This is a genomic window from Thermobispora bispora DSM 43833 (assembly GCF_000092645.1).
Classification (GTDB): domain Bacteria; phylum Actinomycetota; class Actinomycetes; order Streptosporangiales; family Streptosporangiaceae; genus Thermobispora; species Thermobispora bispora.
Window position 1 is genome coordinate 1318360 of sequence record NC_014165.1, and the last position, 14158, is coordinate 1332517.

The 14158-nt window shown below is 71.4% G+C and carries 16 protein-coding genes; 10 read left to right on the forward strand and 6 right to left on the reverse strand.

Going from position 1 to position 14158, the window contains the following annotated elements:
- Nucleotides 1-2: 2 nt before the first annotated feature.
- On the forward strand, nucleotides 3-743 hold the full coding sequence (locus TBIS_RS05765) for a 16S rRNA (uracil(1498)-N(3))-methyltransferase (RefSeq protein WP_013131407.1): 741 nt from the start codon (nucleotides 3-5) through the stop codon (nucleotides 741-743).
- Nucleotides 744-747: 4 nt separating this feature from the next.
- On the opposite strand, the gene TBIS_RS18080 is transcribed toward TBIS_RS05765, so the two are convergent.
- Both TBIS_RS18080 and TBIS_RS05775 read right to left on the reverse strand, forming a co-directional pair.
- Nucleotides 748-1440 (reverse strand): hypothetical protein, encoded by a 693-nt coding sequence (locus TBIS_RS18080; protein ID WP_013131408.1) that lies wholly within the window; start codon nucleotides 1438-1440, stop codon nucleotides 748-750.
- Nucleotides 1437-1949 (reverse strand): SigE family RNA polymerase sigma factor, encoded by a 513-nt coding sequence (locus TBIS_RS05775; protein WP_041431998.1) that lies wholly within the window; start codon nucleotides 1947-1949, stop codon nucleotides 1437-1439. Before TBIS_RS05775 ends, TBIS_RS18080 begins: the two co-directional genes overlap by 4 nt.
- A 208-nt stretch (nucleotides 1950-2157) precedes the next feature.
- Between TBIS_RS05775 and TBIS_RS05780 the strand changes: the two genes are divergently transcribed.
- The 7 genes from TBIS_RS05780 to era all read left to right on the forward strand — a co-directional run bounded on the left by TBIS_RS05780 (nucleotide 2158) and on the right by era (nucleotide 7618).
- The gene (locus tag TBIS_RS05780) at nucleotides 2158-2502 is read left to right on the forward strand and encodes a histidine triad nucleotide-binding protein (protein WP_013131410.1); all 345 of its coding nucleotides are present in this window, start codon (nucleotides 2158-2160) and stop codon (nucleotides 2500-2502) included.
- 59 nt (nucleotides 2503-2561) lie between these two features.
- The gene (locus tag TBIS_RS05785; protein ID WP_013131411.1) at nucleotides 2562-3584 is read left to right on the forward strand and encodes a PhoH family protein; all 1023 of its coding nucleotides are present in this window, start codon (nucleotides 2562-2564) and stop codon (nucleotides 3582-3584) included.
- Between the two features lie 37 nt (nucleotides 3585-3621).
- The gene (gene ybeY / locus TBIS_RS05790) at nucleotides 3622-4092 is read left to right on the forward strand and encodes an rRNA maturation RNase YbeY (protein ID WP_013131412.1); all 471 of its coding nucleotides are present in this window, start codon (nucleotides 3622-3624) and stop codon (nucleotides 4090-4092) included.
- Nucleotides 4065-5423 (forward strand): hemolysin family protein, encoded by a 1359-nt coding sequence (locus TBIS_RS05795; protein WP_013131413.1) that lies wholly within the window; start codon nucleotides 4065-4067, stop codon nucleotides 5421-5423. Before ybeY ends, TBIS_RS05795 begins: the two co-directional genes overlap by 28 nt.
- Before the next feature lie 269 nt (nucleotides 5424-5692).
- The gene (locus tag TBIS_RS05800) at nucleotides 5693-6349 is read left to right on the forward strand and encodes a hypothetical protein (protein ID WP_013131415.1); all 657 of its coding nucleotides are present in this window, start codon (nucleotides 5693-5695) and stop codon (nucleotides 6347-6349) included.
- Nucleotides 6346-6681, forward strand: coding sequence for a hypothetical protein (locus TBIS_RS05805; protein WP_013131416.1), 336 nt, complete (start codon nucleotides 6346-6348; stop codon nucleotides 6679-6681). Before TBIS_RS05800 ends, TBIS_RS05805 begins: the two co-directional genes overlap by 4 nt.
- 25 nt (nucleotides 6682-6706) lie before the next feature.
- Complete coding sequence (era, locus tag TBIS_RS05810; protein ID WP_241019894.1) at nucleotides 6707-7618, forward strand: GTPase Era; 912 nt, start codon at nucleotides 6707-6709, stop codon at nucleotides 7616-7618.
- A gap of 139 nt (nucleotides 7619-7757) precedes the next feature.
- On the opposite strand, the gene TBIS_RS05815 is transcribed toward era, so the two are convergent.
- Nucleotides 7758-7997 carry a DUF2630 family protein gene (locus TBIS_RS05815; RefSeq protein WP_013131419.1) on the reverse strand — a complete coding sequence of 80 codons (240 nt, stop codon included), beginning with the start codon at nucleotides 7995-7997 and terminating at the stop codon, nucleotides 7758-7760.
- A gap of 322 nt (nucleotides 7998-8319) precedes the next feature.
- Here TBIS_RS05815 and leuA point away from each other — a divergent pair, with 322 nt between their 5' ends.
- Nucleotides 8320-10050: a 2-isopropylmalate synthase gene (gene leuA / locus TBIS_RS05820; protein ID WP_013131420.1), complete on the forward strand. Its 1731-nt coding sequence runs from the start codon at nucleotides 8320-8322 to the stop codon at nucleotides 10048-10050.
- Between the two features lie 125 nt (nucleotides 10051-10175).
- Here the strand turns inward: leuA and TBIS_RS05825 are convergent, their stop codons facing one another.
- The gene (locus TBIS_RS05825; RefSeq protein ID WP_013131421.1) at nucleotides 10176-11012 is read right to left on the reverse strand and encodes a TetR/AcrR family transcriptional regulator; all 837 of its coding nucleotides are present in this window, start codon (nucleotides 11010-11012) and stop codon (nucleotides 10176-10178) included.
- A gap of 113 nt (nucleotides 11013-11125) precedes the next feature.
- Here TBIS_RS05825 and TBIS_RS05830 point away from each other — a divergent pair, with 113 nt between their 5' ends.
- Complete coding sequence (locus TBIS_RS05830) at nucleotides 11126-12055, forward strand: NAD-dependent epimerase/dehydratase family protein (protein WP_013131422.1); 930 nt, start codon at nucleotides 11126-11128, stop codon at nucleotides 12053-12055.
- A 43-nt stretch (nucleotides 12056-12098) separates the two neighbouring features.
- On the opposite strand, the gene rocD is transcribed toward TBIS_RS05830, so the two are convergent.
- Nucleotides 12099-13322 (reverse strand): ornithine--oxo-acid transaminase, encoded by a 1224-nt coding sequence (rocD, locus tag TBIS_RS05835; RefSeq protein WP_013131423.1) that lies wholly within the window; start codon nucleotides 13320-13322, stop codon nucleotides 12099-12101.
- On the reverse strand, nucleotides 13319-14155 hold the full coding sequence (gene ddaH / locus TBIS_RS05840; RefSeq protein WP_013131424.1) for a dimethylargininase: 837 nt from the start codon (nucleotides 14153-14155) through the stop codon (nucleotides 13319-13321). Before ddaH ends, rocD begins: the two co-directional genes overlap by 4 nt.
- Between the last annotated feature and the right edge of the window lie 3 nt (nucleotides 14156-14158).

Here is a 14158-nt window from a genome sequence, read left to right on the forward strand (position 1 = left end):
TCATGAGCGTTCCCGTCTTCCTATCCGACGCGGCCGGCTCCGCGGAGGACCACATCGTCCTCTCCGGCCCCGAGGGGCACCATGCGGCGACCGTGCGGCGGCTCCGGCCGGGCGAGCGGGTCGACATCACCGACGGCGCCGGCCGGGTCGCCGAGTGCGTCGTGGCGGAGACCGGCAAGGACGTGCTCACCGCGCGGGTGCTCCGGCGGTTCCACGCCGAGCCGCCCCGCCCCCGGCTGATCGTGGTCCAGGCGCTCGCCAAGGGCGACCGGGGCGAGCTCGCCGTCGAGATGATGACCGAGGCCGGGGTGGACGTGATCGTGCCGTGGGCGGCCTCCCGGTGCGTGGTGCAGTGGAAGGGCGATCGTGCGGCCAAGGCGCTCGCGCGCTGGCGGAGCACGGCCCGCGAGGCGGCGAAGCAGTCCCGCCGGTTCCACCTGCCCGAGGTGACCGAGCAGGCCTCGACGGCTCAGGTCGCCGAGCTGATCTCCGGTGCGGAGCTCGCGGTCGTCCTCCACGAGGAGGCCGAGCGGCCGCTCAGCGGCATCACCCCGCCCCGGGGCCCCTCCGCCGGGGACATCGTCGTGGTGGTCGGCCCCGAGGGCGGCATCACCGAGGAGGAGCTCGCTCGCCTGAGCGAGGCGGGAGCCGTACCGGCCCTGCTCGGGCCGACGGTGCTGCGCACGTCCACGGCGGGGGTCGCCGCGGCCGCCGTGCTGTTCGCCCGCTGCGGGCGCTGGTGACGCGTCACTCCGCGGACTCGGAGGTGACCGGGCTCGACGTGGTGATCAACGGTTCGGGCTGCTCGCTCGGCGGCACCGCCTGGGTGGGCGTCGGTGCCGGGGTGGGCTGATCGCTCGGCCGGGACGGCACGTCCGGCCTGCGGGTGCCCGGCACCGCCGTCGGGGTGATACGCCCATCGGCCGGCACCACGGTGGGGCAGACCTGCGCGGGCTCATCCGCGGGGGCGGTCGTCGCCTGCTCGGCCGGTCCGCCGTCGTCTGACGCGCACGGGCTCGGTGACGGGGACGGCGACGGTGGATCGCTCGGTTGCGGCGGCTGCGGCGCGATCGGGGTCTGGGCGTACCCGGACGGCTCCGGATCGGCCGTGGGGGCCACCGCGGGCGCGCTGGGGGAGGCGGGCGGACGCCGGATGGAGGACGTGTCCACGACCTCGCGATCGTCGCTGGAGTGCATGATCGTCCGCTCCACCACCTGCGTGCGCAGGCCGGGGAAGATCGTCACGACTGCGGCCGCCGCAAGGACGACTCCGACCACCGAAGCGCCGGCCCGCCACCACCAGAGGTTCCGCAGCCGGCGCCGCTCGATCCGGGTGCGGATGATCTCCAGACCGTCGGGAGACGGCTCGACCGAGTCTGCCTCCGCGTGCAAGGCACGGCGGAGCAGCTCGCCGAGTTCGTCGTCGGGCGGGAGGGTCATGCCAACTGCTCCAGTGCCATTCGTAATGCGGCCATGCCGCGGGCCGTGTGACTTTTCACCGCACCCTTGCTGATGCCCATCGCATCCGCGATCTCGGCCTCCGACAGGTCACCGTAATAGCGCAGCACGAGCGCCTCGCGCTGGCGGGGTGGCAGGCCGCGCAGCGCCTTGATCACGGCAGAGCGCTCCAGCTCGCCCATCGCCCAGTTCTCGGCGCTCGGCGCGTCGGGCACGCCCTTGGGGGCGTACTTCTCGCTCACCGCCCGGCGCCGCAGCACGGACCGGGACCGGTTCACCACGGACCGCCGCAGGTACGCGAGCGCCTTGTCGGCGTCCCGTAACCGGCGCCACGCACCGTGGACCGCGACGAACGCGTCCTGCACCACCTCTTCGGCGCTGGCGACGTCGCGCACCAGCAGCACCGCGAGGCGCACGAGCGACTGGTAGTGCGCCCGGTACAGCGCGGTCAGTGCCGTGTCGGCGTCCCAGCTGACCGGCGCCGCCCTCATCGACCTGTCGGCCACAAGGGTCTCGGTGGTCACATCATTTTGACGTCCGTCATTTCCCGCGGGTTTACGTTCTTCGGAATCCTTGGAGGGCATGACCTAGCGGCTTCCTCGCCCGGCGAGAGGAAGGGTTGGGGGGAGTGTCGCACACTCACATTAACGCGGTGATCCACAGCGGCAGCAACGAAAGACAACGGCTACTCTTACGTTCGTGACCGATTGCCTGTTCTGCAAGATTGTGGCCAGGGAACTCCCCGCGGACATCGTTCTCGAGGCGGGGCGGGCGCTCGCGTTCCGTGACATCAACCCTCAGGCCCCGACGCACGTCCTCGTGGTCCCGAAGGCGCACTACGAGAACGCCGCGGCGCTGGCGGCCGCCGACGACGGGCTCGCCGACGACGTGCTGAAGACGTGCCACGCCGTGGCCGTCAAGGAGGGCATCGCGGAGAGCGGTTACCGGATCGTGTTCAACACCGGGCCGCAGGCAGGGCAGACTGTGTTCCACGTTCATGCCCATGTTCTCGGGGGCAGGGCGCTGAACTGGCCGCCGGGCTGAGCCGCTGGCTAGCATGACGATGAGAGGTTAGGGAGGCGAAGAGGCCGATACGGCCGCCCATGTCCGAGTCACCACAGCGATCCCGTACGACCAAGGCCAAGGTGGTCATCCCCGAGGGGCGGTCGATGGTCAGCCTCCTCGGTTCGGGCGACGAGCTGCTGCGGGTCATCGAAGACGCATTCCGCGCCGACATCCACGTCCGCGGCAATGAGATCACGATCACGGGCAGCCCGGAGGAGAGCGGTCTCGTCGTCCGGCTCTTCGAGGAGCTGGTCGAGCTGATCGACTCGGGGACCGAGCTCACCCCGGACTCGGTAGAGCGCAGCATCGCGATGCTGCGGGCGGCCACGGAACGGCCGGTCGACGTTCTCTCGCTCGACATCCTGTCCGCCCGTGGCCGGACCATCCGCCCGAAGACGCTCAATCAGAAGCGGTACGTCGACGCGATCGACAAGTACACGATCGTCTTCGCCATCGGCCCGGCGGGGACCGGGAAGACCTACCTTGCGATGGCCAAGGCCGTGAAGGCCCTGCAGAGCAAGCAGGTCACCCGGATCATCCTGACCCGTCCCGCGGTCGAGGCCGGTGAGCGGCTCGGGTTCCTGCCGGGCACGCTGTACGAGAAGATCGATCCCTACCTGCGGCCGCTGTACGACGCCTTGCACGACATGATCGACCCTGAGTCGATCCCGCGGCTTATCAACCAGGGCACGATCGAGGTCGCGCCCCTGGCGTACATGCGCGGCCGGACCCTGAACGACGCCTTCATCATCCTCGACGAGGCGCAGAACACCTCGCCCGAGCAGATGAAGATGTTCCTCACCCGGCTGGGCTTCAACTCGAAGATCGTCGTCACCGGCGACGTGACGCAGATCGATCTTCCACCCGGTCACGAGAGCGGGCTGAGGGTCGTCCAGGACATCCTGGACGGCATCGACGACATCTACTTCTGCAGGCTGACCAGTGCCGACGTGGTACGGCACCGGCTGGTGACGGACATCGTCAACGCGTACAACCGATACGACCAGGCGATGGCCTCCGGGCCGCGCGCCATGGTCAAACGGCCCAAGGGGAGACGATGACCGGGCGTCCGCGCCGGGGCCGTCGTGAGGAGACCTCGTGAGCATCGAGCTGGCCAACGAATCCGGGGTGGAGATCGACGAATCCGCCCTCGTCGACCTCGCCGAGCACGTCCTGCACCGGATGGGGATCAATCCGCTCGCCGAGCTGTCGATCCTCGTGGTCGACGAGGCGGCCATGGCCGAGCTGCACGAGCGGTGGATGGGCGAACCCGGGCCGACCGACGTGCTCGCCTTCCCCATGGACGAGCTGCGGCCGCACTCCACCCGGGACGAGGAGCACCCGCCGAACCCGGCGCTCCTCGGCGACGTCGTCCTCTGCCCGCAGGTGGCGGCGAAGCAGGCGGCCGAGGCCGGGCACGGGGCGCAGGAGGAGCTCGAGCTGCTGTGCACCCACGGAATCCTGCACCTGCTCGGGTATGACCATGCCGAGCCCGAGGAGCACGCGGAGATGTTCGGGCTCCAGGAGGAGCTGCTGAACTCATGGCGGGAGGTGCGCCGCAAGCCGTGATCAGCGGCTGGCTGCTGTCCGCCGTCGCCCTGATCATGGTGGCCGGCCTGCTCGCGAGCGCCGAGACGGCGCTCGCCAGGATCTCGCGCGTCCGGGCCGAGGAGTTCGTCAAGGCGCGGCGGCGCGGCGCCCGGCGGCTGCAGGCGATCGTCGCCGAACCGCCCCGCTACCTCAACCTGCTCATGCTCCTCAGGCTGAGCTGTGAGCTGGTCGCCACCGTCATCGCCACCCTGCTCTTCATCGACTGGCTCGGCGACCGGGGGCTCGCCTACGCGGCCGCGGCCGCCGTGATGATCCTGGTGAGCTACGTGATCGTCGGTGTCTGCCCGCGCACGCTCGGCCGCCAGCACGCCGAGCCGATCGCGCTCGCCAGCGCCCCGATCGTGTACGGGCTCACCCGCATCTTCGGCCCGCTGCCCACCCTGCTGATCCTGCTCGGCAACGCGCTCACCCCGGGCAAGGGGTTCCGGGAGGGGCCGTTCACCTCCGAGGCGGAGCTGCGCGACCTGGTCGACCTGGCGGAGAAGGGCCGGGTGATCGAGCCCGGCGAGCGGGAGATGATCCACTCGGTCTTCGAGCTGGGGGACACGCTGGTCCGCGAGGTCATGGTGCCGCGCACCGACATGGTGTTCATCGAGCGCGGCAAGACCCTGAGCCAGGCGCTGTCGCTCGCGCTGCGCAGCGGGTTCTCCCGCATCCCGGTGGTCGGCGAGAACGAGGACGACGTCATCGGGATCGCCTACCTCAAGGACATCGTCCGCGCCATCCAGGAGACCGGCGACTCGTCGGCGAAGGTCGAGAAGCACATGCGGCCGGCCACGTACGTGCCGGAGAGCAAGCTGATCGACGAGCTGCTCCGCGAGATGCAGGCGCGGCAGATCCACCTCGCCATCGTGATCGACGAGTACGGCGGGACCGCCGGCCTCGTCACCATCGAGGACATCCTCGAGGAGATCGTCGGGGAGATCGCCGACGAGTACGACCAGGAGGCGCCCCGGGTGGAGTGGCTCGAGGAGGGGGTGGCCCGGGTCACCGCGCGCCTCTCCGTGGACGAGCTCGCCGAGCTGTTCGACACGGAGATCGACATCGAGGGCGTGGACACGGTCGGCGGCCTCCTCGCGCACGCCCTCGGCCGGGTGCCGATCGCCGGCTCCGAGGCGGTGGTGGACGGGCTGCGCCTCACCGCGGAGACGCTCGCCGGCCGGCGGAACCGCATCGGCACGGTGGTGGTCCGCCGGGTCGAGCCGACGGGCGAGGACGGCGAGAAGGTCGCGACCGCGGCCGGCGACCGCGAGCAGCGCTCCGGCGCCCACCCCGATCGGTCCGCCTGAGGACGCGGCGCCGCCGGGCCGAGGCCGGTCGGATCGGGGACGGGCCGCGGCCGGGCGCGGTGGCACCGGGCCGGATGCGGGCGCGGAGGCACCGGGCCGGATGCGGGCGCGGCGAACCCTGCGGCATCGGTCACGGATCCGCATGCTCCCGTGGCGGAAGCGCAGGGAGATCGCGGGGATACGCAACGTGATTATCCGGGGCCGGTAACGGGAAGACAGATCCACGGTGGCATGGCCGCCGAACGAGCCCACGGACACCGGAGAAGGACATGCGGATCCTCCCGGCCACCGCCCTGATCGGGGTGCTCCTGATCGCCACGGCCTCCAGCGGCCTCGAGGCGCCGCCGCCCACGTACGCGTCCACCCGGCGACCGCCGCCGGCCGGGGTGCTGAGCTCTCTCCGCGCGCTGCCGGACGCCTTCTGGCCCCGGCTGCGCCCGGCCTGGCGGCCGCCGTTCCGGCCGAGCAGCCGGGACTGCCGGGCGCTCTTCGACGCGGCGGCGGGGAGGTTCCCCCGCGACGGCCGCCTCGACGTGGCCGCCGGCACCTTCGACGGCGTCCACGTGGGGCAGTTTGCGGCCGTGGGGCTCGCCGAGTACCCCGGAGGGCTGGCCCGCCACCGCTTCGGCGAGCTGCGCGCGGCCCTGGCGGGCTGCACCCGGGCCGATGGCGGCACCCCGGCGGCCGCCGACCTGCTCACCGCCGCGGAACCGCCGGTCGAGGTGCCCGCCGGGGCCGGGGAGGCGGCCGCCCGCGTGCTGACCGGCCGGGTCGGTGGTTACCCGTACGAGATGCACGTGGTGGTGGCCGGGACCGGGGGTACGGTGCTGGCGCTCGTGCACGGCGGGATCGCCCCGCCGGACATGTCCGGCACGGTGGAGCTGACCAGATCGCTCCTCCGGGAAGTCGGTAACCTTGAGCCGTGACCGAAACGCTCGACCCCGAGGATCAGAAGATCGTCACGCTGGCGCGGGCCGCCCGCGCGCGCAACGGGGCCCCCGAGGGCGCCGCCGTACGCGATGAGATCGGCCGCACGTACGCGGCGACCGGGGTGCGGTTGCCCTCGCTCACGCTGACCGCGGTGCAGGTCGCGGTCGCCATGGCGGTGTCGAGCGGAGCGAGCCGGCTGGAGGCGGCCGCGCTCGTCACCGAGGCCGACCGCCCGGCCGAGGAGGACCTCGCCGTGCTCGCGGACATGGGCGGTGCCCCGCTGTTCCTGGCGGGCCCGGACGGCAGCGTGAAAGGCCGGTGCGCCTGACGTGAGCCGAGAGGGTGCGCCTGACGTGAGCGAGAAGACCGAGTTCCGCGCCGGGTTCGCGTGCTTCGTCGGCAGGCCGAACGTCGGGAAGTCGACGCTGATGAACGCCTTGGTCGGCACCAAGGTGGCGATCACCTCGTCGAAGCCGCAGACGACCAGGCGCGCCATCCGGGGGATCGTGCACCGGCCCGATGCGCAGCTCATCATCGTCGACACCCCCGGCTTCCACCGCCCGCGCACCCTGCTCGGCGAGCGGCTGGACAGCCTCGTGCTGTCCACCCTCTCCGAGGTCGACGTGATCGGGTTCTGCATCCCGGCGAACGAGCCGATCGGCAAGGGCGACCGGTTCATCACCGAGAAGCTCAAGGCGGTCAAGGAGACCCCGGTCGTCGCGATCGTCACCAAGTGCGACGTGGCGTCGCGGGAGCAGATCGTCAAGCAGCTCGTCGCGGTCGAGCAGCTCGTCGACTTCGCCGAGGAGATCGTCCCGGTGTCGGCGGTGAGCGGTGAGCGGCTCGACGTGCTCACCGACCTGCTCGTCGCCCGGCTGCCCGTCTCCCCGCCGCTGTACCCCGAGGGCGAGCTGACCGACGAGCCGGAGCAGGTGCTGGTCGCCGAGCTGATCCGGGAGGCGGCGCTCGAGGGGGTGCGGGACGAGCTGCCGCACTCGATCGCGGTGGTGGTCGAGGAGATGAAGCCGCGGGAGGACCGCGACGATCTCCTCGAGATCTACGCCGACATCTACGTGGAACGGCCGTCGCAGAAGGCGATCGTGATCGGCCCGGGCGGGGCGCGGCTCAAGGAGGTCGGCATCCGCGCCCGGCGGCAGATCGAGGCGCTGCTCGGCACCCACGTCTACCTGAGCCTCCACGTGCGGGTCGCCCGGGAGTGGCAGCGCGACCCCAAGATGCTGCGCCGGCTCGGCTTCTACGACTGATCCGGCCGGCGCGCGAGGGTACGGCCGTGCGGGTCCCCGGGCGCGGGGGACGCCGGTCGCCGGGCGCGGAGGTCACGGGCGCCGGCGGGCGGGACCACCGGCCGCGCGGCCTTGACCCGCGGCGCGGCGAGCGGGTGCGTCACTCCTCGAAGTCCTCGCTGACCGGGCGGGGCAGGGCGAGATCCGGATCCTCGCCGGCATCGCGGAGCGCGCGGCGTTGCCGCAGCAGATCCCAGCACCGGTCGAGCTCCGCCTCCAGGAACCGGATCCGCTCGTGCTCCTCCCGCCTGGTCAGCTCGCCGGCCGCGAGGCGCTCCCGGAGCAGGCGCTCCTCGGCCACCAGATCTTTTATCTGTCCGAGGATCTCGCTATCCTTCATGCATCGACCGTACTTCCCTTCCCGGTGCCGTACCGGGCCGGGTGGGGGAAGCCGGCGCACACCGCATCGCCGCCCATCTCGATATTCGGGCATCGGCGATATTCGGCTTTCGTCTTCTGCTAACGTGATTGACATGCTGCGCGGGCTCCTGCTTAGCCGCCGCGGCGAGGGTCGGTAGGAAGGTCGGCACCCTCGCCGCGGAGCGAGTCGTGCACGTCGGCCGATTCGGAGTCCATCACCGGCGACCTTCTCTGAGTCTCTGATCCGGGATTCTTCTTCTCCCGTGTTCTCGCATGGCGCCGGACGTTCGATGAGGAGCGTTATGTTCGCACCGCAGCAGCCCAGCCCGATGCCGTTCCACCGCTACACGCCGTTCAAGCCGGTACGGCTGACCGACCGCACCTGGCCGGACAAGGTCATCACCAAGGCCCCCCGGTGGTGCGCGGTCGACCTGCGGGACGGGAACCAGGCCCTGATCGACCCCATGGACTCGCACCGCAAGCTCAAGATGTTCGAGCTGCTGGTCCGGATCGGGTTCAAGGAGATCGAGGTCGGGTTCCCCGCCGCGTCGCAGACCGACTACGACTTCATCCGGAAGATCATCGAGGAGGACCGGATCCCGGACGATGTAACGATCCAGGTCCTCACCCAGGCCCGCCCGGAGCTGATCGAGCGGACCTTCGAGTCGCTGCGCGGCGCCAAGCAGGCGATCGTCCACCTGTACAACTCCACCTCCACGCTGCAGCGCCGGGTGGTGTTCGGGCTGGACAAGGACGGCATCACCGCCATCGCGGTCGAGGGCGCCAAGCTGTGCAAGAAGCTCGCCGAGGACATGGACGGCACGGAGATCTACTTCCAGTACTCGCCCGAGTCCTTCACCGGGACCGAGCTCGAGTACGCGGTGGAGGTCTGCAACGCCGTCAACGAGGTGTGGGAGCCCACGCCGGACCGGAAGGTGATCATCAACCTGCCGGCCACGGTCGAGATGGCCACCCCCAACATCTACGCCGACCAGATCGAGTGGATGCACCGTAACCTGGCGCACCGCGACTCGATCGTGCTGTCGATCCACCCGCACAACGACCGTGGCACGGCCGTGGCCGCCGCCGAGCTCGGGTACATGGCGGGCGCCGACCGGATCGAGGGCTGCCTCTTCGGCAACGGTGAGCGCACCGGCAACGTCTGCCTCGTCACCCTGGGCATGAACCTGTTCTCCCAGGGCATCGACCCCGAGCTGGACTTCTCCGACATGGACGAGATCCGCCGGGTCGTCGAGTACTGCAACCAGCTCCCGGTCCACCCGCGCCACCCGTGGGCGGGCGACCTGGTCTACACGGCCTTCTCCGGCTCGCACCAGGACGCGATCAAGAAGGGCCTGGAGGCCCTGGAGCGCGACGCGGCGGCCGCCGGGGTCCCGGTGGACAAGTACCGCTGGGAGGTTCCGTACCTGCCGATCGACCCGAAGGACATCGGCCGCACCTACGAGGCGATCATCCGGGTCAACAGCCAGTCCGGCAAGGGCGGCGTCGCCTACATCATGAAGACCGAGCACAAGCTCGACCTGCCGCGGCGGCTGCAGATCGAGTTCTCCAAGGTCATCCAGGCGCACACCGACACCCACGGCGGGGAGGTCACCCCCGAGCAGATGTGGGAGATCTTCGCGGACGAGTACCTCCCCAACCCCGCCAAGCCGTGGGGCCGGCTGGGCCTGCTCGCCCACCGCCACTCCTCGACGGTGGACGAGAAGGACGTGATCAGCGCCGACGTCCGGATCGACGGTCAGATCCGGGAGATCGAGGGCGTGGGCAACGGCCCGATCTCCGCCTTCTGCGACGCGCTCGCCAACGTCGGCTTCCACGTCCGCGTGCTCGACTACGTGGAGCACGCGATGAGCGCGGGCAGCGACGCCAAGGCGGCCTGCTACGTGGAGTGCGAGGTCGGCGGGCCGGACAACCGCAGGGTCCTGTGGGGTGTCGGCATCGACGCCAACACCACGACCGCCTCGCTCAAGGCGATCATCTCCGCGGTCAACCGCGCCGTGCGCGACTCCTGACCGCGGGCCTGACGGACGTGTGATCCGGCGGGGCCGGGGCATCCCGGTCCCGCCGGATCGTTTTCCCGGCCGGTACGGCTTCCGGCCGCGCGTCGCCGGCTCTGCCGGATGGGCGATGAGCGGTCTTATCCGGACCGGGATTCCGGGCCCGTGGCACCGCTGGACGCCGGCCCGCGACTCCGGCCGCCCCGGCGTCCGCGGCTCGGGCGTTCGGCCGGCGCCTCGTACGGCTCGCCGGGCGGGACGCGCCCATGCGCGCCCGGCTGCGCGGGGAGGCCGATCAGCCGGGCGAGGCAGGCCATGGTGTGCTCGAAGAACTCGTCCCGGCGCTCGATCACGTTGGTGAACTGGCCGAACAGCTCGAAGCTGACCATGCCGAACAGGTCCGTCCAGGCGATGCCGGCGCGGGCGACCACGTCGTCGGGCACGCCGGGCATGAACGACCGGACCCGGTCGAAGTCCGCCGACAGCGTCGCGGGTGGCTCCGGGAGGGTGGGCGGCGGGGAGAGCCGCCCCGCGGCGTGGGCGTCCGCGACGATCCGGCCGAAGACCCGCAGGCTCCGCGAGGCCGGCTCGATCGTGTCCCCGGGCGCGCGGTACCCCGGCACCGGTGAGCCGTACAGCAGCGCGTACTCGTGCGGATGCGCGAGCGCCCACTCCCGTACGGCACGGCAGACCCTGAGCCAGCGCCCCGTGAAGTCGTCACGCGGGAGGGCCGCCTCGGCCAGCTCCACGGCCTCACCGATCGCGTCGTAGCCGTCGATGATCAGCGCGGTGAGCAGGTCGTCGCGGCTGGGGAAGTACCGGTAGATCGCCGAGGACACCATGCCCAGCTCACGGGCGACCGCGCGCAGGGAGAGCCCTGCCGCGCCATGGGTGGCGAGATGGCGGCGGGCCACGTCGATGATCTCGCGGATCAGTTCCTGCCGGACCCGCTCGCGTGCGGTACGGCCTGCGTTCACGGGTCCAGGCTAGCAGAGCACTGAACGCAAACGAGAGCACTGCTCTTGACGACACGTGCTCCAATAAGAGAGCATTGCTCTCGTTTTAGAGCATTGCACGGAAGGATGAGGAGATGGGGGAGCACGTCATCGTCGGAGCGGGCCAGGTCGGCGGCCTGCTCGCCGAGCTGCTCGCGGACCGTGGGCACGAGGTCGTGGTCGTGACCCGCTCGGGCTCCGGGCCCGACCGGCCCGGCGTGCGGCGGGTCGCCGCCGACGCGGCGGACGCCGCGGCCATGCGCCGGATCGCGGTCAAGGCCGATGCCCTCTACAACTGCGCCAACCCCGCCTACCACCGGTGGGCGCAGGACTGGCCGCCGATCGCCGCCGCGCTGCTCGCCGCGGCCGAGGACTCCGGCGCGGTGCTGGTCACGCTGAGCAACCTGTACGGCTACGGCCCGGTGGACGGCCCGATCACCGAGGACCTGCCCCTGGCCGCCACCGGGACCAAGGGGCGGGTGCGCGCCCGCATGTGGGAGGAGGCCCGGGCCGCGCACCTCGCGGGCCGGGTGCGGGTGACCGAGGTGCGCGCCTCGGACTTCTTCGGCCCGCACGCCTCCGACCGGTCGTACCTGGGGGCACGGTTCGTCGGCCCGCTGCTCGCCGGCCGGCCCGCGACCATCGTGAACGACCCGGACGTCCCGCACAGCTGGACCTACCTGCCCGACGTGGCCCGGGCCCTCGCCGCGGTCGCCGCCGACGAGCGGGCGTGGGGCGGGGCGTGGCATGTGCCGTCCAACCCGCCGATCACCACCCGCGAGTTCGCCGAGCGGCTCTGCGTACTCGCCGGCGCCCCCGCGCCCCGCCTGAGGCGCATCCCCGGCTGGGCGGTCAAGGCGGCCGGCCTGTTCGTGCCGTTCCTGCGGGAGCTGGAGGAGATCCGCTACCAGTTCGACCGGCCGTTCGTGCTCGACGCGTCGGCCACCGAGGCGGCCCTGGGCCTCGCCCCCACCCCCCTCGACGACGCGTTGCGGGAGACCATCGCCTGGTGGCGGGGGCGCTGACCCGGGCCGCCCGCGACACGGTGCGGGCCGGCAAGCGGGCCGGTCAGAGCTCCTGGAGCACGTGGTCGAGCTGCTCGATGGCCCAGGCCAGGTCGTCCTTGGAGACCACGAGGGGCGGGGCGAGGCGGATCGTGGAGCCGTGGGTGTCCTTCGCCAGCACGCCGCGGCGCATCAGGGCCTCGCAGATGCGCCGCCCGGTGCCGAGCTCCGGATCGATGTCGATCCCCGCCCACAGGCCGCGGCCGCGCACCGCCGTGATGGCCGGCCGGCCGTGGCGGGTCCGCGTCTCGGCCAGCTCGCGCAGCCGCTCGTGCAGGAAGGCCCCGAGCTCGCGGGCCCGCGCCTGGTACTCGCCGGTCTTCAGCAGCCCGATCACGGCGATCGCCACCGCGCAGGCGACCGGGTTGCCGCCGAAGGTCGAGCCGTGCTGGCCCGGCTTGAGCACGCCGAGCACCTCCGCGTCCGCGGCCACCGCGGAGACCGGGATCACCCCGCCGCCGAGCGCCTTGCCGAGCAGGTACAGGTCGGGCACGACGCCCTCGTGGTCGCAGGCGAAGGTCCGGCCGGTGCGGCCGAGGCCCGACTGGATCTCGTCCGCGATGAAGAGCACCCGGTTCGCCGAGCAGATCTCCCGGACCGCGGTGAGGTAGCCGTCCGGGGGCACGTACACCCCGGCCTCGCCCTGGATGGGCTCGAGCAGCACGGCCACCGTGTTCTCGTCGATCGCCTCCCGGATCGCGTCGGCCGAGCCGTACTTCACCACCCGGAACCCGGGGGTGAACGGGCCGAAGCCGCCGTACGCGTCGGGGTCGCTGGAGAACCCCACGATCGTGGTGGTGCGGCCGTGGAAGTTGTTCTCCATGACGATGATGTTCGCCTGGTCCTTGGCCACGCCCTTGACCTCGTAGCCCCACTTGCGGGCCACCTTGATCGCGGTCTCCACGGCCTCGGCGCCGGTGTTCATCGGCAGCACCATGTCCTTGCCGCAGAGCCCGGCGAGCGCGGTGACGAACTCGGCGAACCGGTCGTGGTGGAACGCGCGGCTGGTCAGGGTGAGCCGGTCGAGCTGATCGCGGGCCGCCGCGATGATCGCCGGGTGGCGGTGGCCGAAGTTCAGCGACGAGTAGCCGGCGAGGCAGTCGAGGTAGCGCTTCCCCTCCACATCGGTGACCCACGCGCCCTCTCCCGTGGCGAGGACCACGGGGAGCGGGTGGTAGTTGTGCGCGCTGTGGCGCTCGGTCAGGCGGATCAGCTCTTCGGTGATCATCTGATCTCCAGGGTGCAGCACTTCGGACCACCACCGGCCTTGCGCAGCTCGCTGAGGTCGACGGGGATCACCTCGAAGCCGCGGCGCTCGAGCTCCCGGATGAGCCCGGTCGCCTCGGCATTGATCACGACGTGCCTGCCGTCGCTCACCGCGTTGAGGCCGAGCACCTGCGCGTCCTCGGCCGAGGCGATGACGGCGTCGGGGAACATGTACTCCAGCACCCGCCGGCTGCCCTCGGAGAAGGCGCCCGGGTAGTAGGCGATGTTGCCGCCGTCCAGCGGGAAGAGCGCGGTGTCCAGGTGGTAGTAGTGCGGGTCCACCAGGCGCAGGGTCACCACCGGCCGGCCGAGGAACTCCTGGGCCTCCAGGTGGGCGGCGACGTCGGTGCGGAAGCCCGTCCCTGCCAGGATCACCCGGTCGAGCACGAGGAAGTCGCCCTCGCCCTCGTTGGTGGCGGTGGGCTCCATGACCTCATAGCCCCGCTCGGCGAACCAGCGCAGGTAGGCGCCGGCCTCGGCGGCGCGCTCCGGGTACCGGAACTTCGCGCCGTAGACCCGACCGTCCACCACCAGGGCGCCGTTCGCCGCGAACACCATGTCGGGCAGGCCCTCGATCGGCTCGATCAGGCTCACCTTGTGCCCGAGCCGCTCATAGGTCTCCCGCAACCGTTCCCATTGCTCGATCGCCTTGGCGGTGTCGGCGCCCTTCACCGGATCCATCCACGGGTTGATGGCATAGCTCACGGTGAAGTACTCCGGCCGGCACATCAGGTAATGACGTACCGTGGCGTGCCGCTCACAATGCGTGGTTTCAGCAGGGTGCGCGATCGTCATCGA